1 rRNA gene is annotated in these 1518 nt (G+C 50.1%); it reads left to right on the top strand.

Annotated features, from left to right (window positions below):
* Positions 1 to 120 precede the first annotated feature (120 nt).
* Positions 121 to 1518: ribosomal RNA gene (locus ACFX4W_RS04570) — 23S ribosomal RNA — on the top strand; the annotation flags it as partial.

Here is a 1518-nt window from a genome sequence, read left to right as displayed (position 1 = left end):
AAACATGTCTCTAGCGAGACAGGATTGTTCTTTGAAAACTAGATAACAATAAGTAATACATTCACATTGAATGCAATGCAAAGTTCATCACACATAGTGATTCTTTCTAAAGTAAGAAATGGTTAAGTTAGAAAGGGCGCACGGTGGATGCCTTGGCACTAGGAGCCGATGAAGGACGGGACGAACACCGATATGCTTCGGGGAGCTGTAAGCAAGCTTTGATCCGGAGATTTCCGAATGGGGAAACCCACTGCTCGTAATGGAGTAGTATCCATACTTGAATACATAGAGTATGAGAAGGCATACCCGGGGAACTGAAACATCTAAGTACCCGGAGGAAGAGAAAGCAAATGCGATTCCCTGAGTAGCGGCGAGCGAAACGGGAACAGCCCAAACCAAGAGGCTTGCCTCTTGGGGTTGTAGGACACTCTATACGGAGTTACAAAGGAACGATATAAGCGAAGAGGTCTGGAAAGGCCCGCCAAAGAAGGTAACAGCCCTGTAACTGAAATGTTGTTCTCTCCAGAGTGGATCCTGAGTACGGCGGAACACGTGAAATTCCGTCGGAATCCGGGAGGACCATCTCCCAAGGCTAAATACTCCCTAGTGACCGATAGTGAACCAGTACCGTGAGGGAAAGGTGAAAAGCACCCCGGAAGGGGAGTGAAATAGATCCTGAAACCGTGTGCCTACAAGTAGTCAGAGCCCGTTAATGGGTGATGGCGTGCCTTTTGTAGAATGAACCGGCGAGTTACGATCCCATGCAAGGTTAAGCTGATAAGGCGGAGCCGTAGCGAAAGCGAGTCTGAATAGGGCGTTTAGTATGTGGTTGTAGACCCGAAACCAGGTGATCTACCCATGTCCAGGGTGAAGTTCAGGTAACACTGAATGGAGGCCCGAACCCACGCACGTTGAAAAGTGCGGGGATGAGGTGTGGGTAGGGGTGAAATGCCAATCGAACCTGGAGATAGCTGGTTCTCTCCGAAATAGCTTTAGGGCTAGCCTCAAGGTAAGAGTCTCGGAGGTAGAGCACTGATTGGACTAGGGGCCCCTACCGGGTTACCGAATTCAGTCAAACTCCGAATGCCGATGACTTATCCTTGGGAGTCAGACTGCGAGTGATAAGATCCGTAGTCGAAAGGGAAACAGCCCAGACCGCCAGCTAATGTCCCCAAGTATACGTTAAGTGGAAAAGGATGTGGAGTTGCTTAGACAACCAGGATGTTGGCTTAGAAGCAGCCACCATTTAAAGAGTGCGTAATAGCTCACTGGTCGAGTGACTCTGCGCCGAAAATGTACCGGGGCTAAACGTATCACCGAAGCTGCGGACTGTTCTTACGAACAGTGGTAGGAGAGCGTTCTAAGTGCAGTGAAGTCAGACCGGAAGGACTGGTGGAGCGCTTAGAAGTGAGAATGCCGGTATGAGTAGCGAAAGACGGGTGAGAATCCCGTCCACCGAATGCCTAAGGTTTCCTGAGGAAGGCTCGTCCGCTCAGGGTTAGTCGGGACCTAAGCCGA

The organism is Priestia sp. YIM B13489, assembly GCF_042787645.1.
Lineage (GTDB): Bacteria > Bacillota > Bacilli > Bacillales > Bacillaceae_H > Priestia > Priestia megaterium.
This window is presented reverse-complemented; position numbering and strand designations above follow the sequence as displayed.